This window comes from Occallatibacter sp. (assembly GCF_049802275.1).
Classification (GTDB): domain Bacteria; phylum Acidobacteriota; class Terriglobia; order Terriglobales; family Acidobacteriaceae; genus Telmatobacter.
In genome coordinates this window covers 1-3,763 of record NZ_JBARMD010000323.1, presented here as the reverse complement: position 1 = coordinate 3,763, position 3,763 = coordinate 1, and the positions used below count along the sequence as shown (strand labels likewise).

4 protein-coding genes are annotated in these 3,763 nt (G+C 57.7%); 3 read left to right on the top strand and 1 reads right to left on the bottom strand.

The genetic code is table 11. From position 1 onward, the window contains the following. From WA354_RS11305 to WA354_RS11295, 3 genes are all read left to right on the top strand, one after another. Positions 1–484: GNAT family N-acetyltransferase (locus WA354_RS11305; RefSeq protein WP_472813116.1), on the top strand; the 484-nt coding region annotated here is incomplete at its 5' end. 34 nt (positions 485–518) lie between these two features. Continuing rightward, the gene (locus tag WA354_RS11300; RefSeq protein WP_472813115.1) at positions 519–1,202 is read left to right on the top strand and encodes a Dph6-related ATP pyrophosphatase; all 684 of its coding nucleotides are present in this window, start codon (positions 519–521) and stop codon (positions 1,200–1,202) included. Positions 1,203–1,400: 198 nt separating this feature from the next. After that, entirely contained in the window at positions 1,401–3,020 is a 1,620-nt protein-coding gene (locus WA354_RS11295; protein WP_472813114.1) for a GGDEF domain-containing protein, read from the top strand. Positions 3,021–3,073: 53 nt separating this feature from the next. Here the strand turns inward: WA354_RS11295 and WA354_RS11290 are convergent. After that, a partial coding sequence (locus WA354_RS11290) for a threonine aldolase family protein (RefSeq protein WP_472813113.1) occupies positions 3,074–3,763 on the bottom strand: 690 nt, incomplete at its 5' end.

Here is a 3,763-nt window from a genome sequence, read left to right as displayed (position 1 = left end):
TACATCCAACACGGAGCAAGCATTGTCACCAGAACTTCTCATCCGCCCAGTCCGAAAAAATGATTTCAATCAATGGAAGCATCTTTGGGACGGCTACAACGCCTTCTACGGCCGCAAAGATGCGACGGCACTGCCTGAAGCGACCACAGCAATGACATGGGCTCGCTTCTTCGACACCTACGAGCCCATGCACGCCCTGATCGCAGAGCAATCAGGTCAATTATTGGGGCTTGTGCACTTTATCTTTCATCGCAGCACCATTTCCATTCAGCCAACGTGCTACTTGCAAGACTTGTTCACGCTCGAGACCTCCCGCGGCAAAGGCGTTGGTCGAGCGCTCATTCAAGAAGTTTACCGACGCGCTGCAGACGCGGGCAGCAGCCGCGTCTACTGGCTGACCCACGAAACCAATGCAATTGCAATGAAGTTGTATGACAAGGTCGCAGAGAAATCCGGATTTGTCGTCTATCGCAAGAATCTGTGAGTCGCACCGCATAATCCCAATCAGGCAGGCACCGATGAAGCGAGTTCTCGTCTCCTGGAGTAGCGGTAAAGACTGTGCATGGGCTCTCCACCTGCTGCAGCAGCAGCCGGACATTGAGATTGTTGGCCTGCTCACCACAATCAACGCCGAATTCGATCGAGTCGCCATGCACGGTACCCGACGCGCAATTCTTGAAGCACAGGCAGCTGCTGCAAATCTTCCTCTTTGGGATGTCCTGCTGCCCTGGCCATGTTCAAACGAAATCTACGAAATGCGCATGGCTGAAACGTGCATGCGCGCTATCAGCGAAGGCATAGATGCCATTGCATTCGGCGATCTGTTTCTTCGGGATGTGCGCGCCTACCGCGAAACTCAACTGCGATCCACCGGCATCGAGCCGCTCTTTCCGCTCTGGGACATACCCACCCACGAACTCGCCCACACGATGATTGCCGGCGGCCTCCGCGCAAAGCTTGTCTGTGTAGATCCCCGCCAGCTCGATCCCTCCTTCGCCGGCCGGGAATTCGACATCGACCTGCTCCACGATCTGCCTTCCACCGTCGACCCCTGCGGCGAACGCGGCGAGTTCCATTCCTGCGTCTATGACGGACCCATGTTCTCGCGTCCCATCGCACTCGATGCCGGAGAAATCGTCAACCGCGATGGCTTCGTCTACGCCGATTTCAAACCTCATTCATTGCAAGCTCAAGCAAGGTAGCCGGAACGACACGCTGTGTGGTTTCGATGACCGGCGGTACAGCCGGCGTAACACTCATCGGCTGAACAAGGTGCCTTCGTGCAGCTTCAATGCTCCTTTCGTGCTACTGTCTGCATCACCTGACTAAGATAAGGTTTCTACAAATAAATCTACTTTCCCTGACCCTGTTTCCCCGTTCTCTTTCGATTGCGCCAGCTTATGAGAAATTTTCTCGAACCGCACGCCGCTCAACCCGCAATCGTTGCGCCCTCTATTGCCGACGCCTGCCGGGGCTGGACGCAACGCATGCCCCGGCCTTTCGTCCTGATTCTCTCCGCGCTCACTGCGGTAGTAATCTGCTCCGTCCACACGCTGGTCGCGGCCGCGAACACCGTGTTCGCAGCGGGCATTGGATATCTCTGTCTCACGCTGGTAATGTTCGGCTGCGCTTCGGCTTTCTGGACGCGCGCACGCTCAGCCAAGGGCACACTGTACATCCGCTGGTCATTCATCTCCGCGGCCGCGCTCGCGGCGTCAATCGGCTATTTTCCTTCCAGTACCCAGGGCTTTCTGAATACCATCCCCGCAAGGCAGTTCCAAACCGCCTGCTTCAATGCCAGCGAGGCTTTGTACATGCTGGCAACCGTGCTCTTTTTTGCCGGCGTCGCGCGGTCCGTTGTCATTGTGGATATACTCCAGGCCCTGTTGTTCACGCTCATTCGCTTCAATCTCATCTACTCACCTGTCACGCGCGATCATTTCAACGTCTCCCACTTGCTCATCGGCCAGATCATGGCCCTCTTCCTGTTTCTTGTCGCGATGGTCGCCTGCCTCGGAGCGGCCTCGCGCGCCGAACTGAGCCTTCTGCGCACGCTGTCGTGCTTCCTGGGTCTTCGATTCATCACGTTTTTCCTGGCGAACCAGGTTTCTTACACGTGGCTGCATTTCGAACATTGCAGTCTGTGGGACGTGCCCGGAGAGGCACTCCTCGCCGGCTTCGCGCTCTACCTGCTCTACACCAGTCACTCCGCCGAAGAGCTCGAAAGCGCACCGTTCCGTACGCCGAGCATAACGGTACGCAACCTGATGCCTTCGTTTCTGGCGCTCGTCAACCTGATCCTCGGCCTCTTCTTGTTTCGCGTTTCATTTGGGCTGGCCGCCACCACCATTTCGATGTCGCTCCTCTGCTATGTGGCGCGCACCGTGTTGCTGCAGACTCAGGCGCAACAGGAGAAGTCTTTTCTCGAGAGCCGCAACGAGCAACTCGAAGGCCTCGCCATACGCGATCCTCTCACCGGCATCGGTAATCGCCGCTCGCTCGCCGGAGTCTATAGCCGCCTGCAAGCTGCGGAGGACGGCGAATGTCTCTCGCTTCTGCTAATGGACATCGACTATTTCAAGCAGGCCAACGACCGCCATGGTCATCTGCATGGCGACAAAGTGCTCGTCGCGCTGGCCAGAAAGCTGGAAAGCCTTGCATCGAGCGTCGCCGGCGGCCACTGTGCCCGCTTCGGTGGAGACGAGTTTGCTCTTCTCCTGCTGAACGTCACCCCGCAGAAGGCATTCATGCTGGCGGAGGAACTGCGTGTCTTATTCAGCGCGCACACATTCGAAGCGGAGAACGGCAGGGTGAGCCTCAGCATCGGCATCGCCTCATTGAACTCGGCACACGATTTGCCGCTCGAATCTCTCGTCTCCCATGCCGACCAGGCCCTCTACAGCGCCAAGCTGCTGGGCCGCAATCGCGTGGAAGTTCAGCCAGTTTGGAAGACCGGGATTATCGTAGAGGATGCCTCCGCGCTTACGTCGAACATGGAGTTGCAGCACATCGCCGGATAGGCAGAAAAGCGAGGCCGAAGCCTCGCTCTCCTGAAAATCAATATCTCTCAGCCCTACGCCGCAACTTCCACCTCGGCGCTCAACGCTTCAATCGCCGCAAGACAATCTCCCCGGCTCACATCGTGATGCGTGACCATTCGTATCGATTTCGGCCCCACGCTGCTCATCAAAACCCCACGGGTCTTGAGCCTCGCCACCAGATCTGCCGCGCTCATGTTTCCGGTCAGTTTGAAAATCACAATGTTCGTCTCAACCGACTCGATATCGATGTCGACGCATTCAAATTGCGACAGCGCTTCCGCCAGCAGCCGCGCATTGGCGTGATCCTCATGCAGCCGCGCCGGCATCTTTTCCAACGCAATCAACCCTGCCGCTGCCAGTATGCCCACCTGCCGCATGCCGCCACCCAGCGCCTTGCGATAGATTCGCGCCTGTTCCATCAGTTCCGCCGAACCCACCAGCATCGATCCCACCGGCGCACACAGTCCCTTCGAAAGGCAGAACATGACCGTGTCGAAGCCGCGCGTCAGTGTCTTCACGTCGGCGCCCAGCGCCGTCGATGCGTTAAAGATCCGCGCCCCATCCAGGTGCACCGGGAGTTTGCGCTCTTTCGCGTTTTCCCAAATCTCCTGCATCACTGCTAACGGTGTGCAGCGCCCGCCAGCCAGATTTGCCGTGTTCTCGATCTCGATCAGGCCCGTCGCCGCGCGAAATGAACCACGCTTGTAAATCACTGGCTCAAT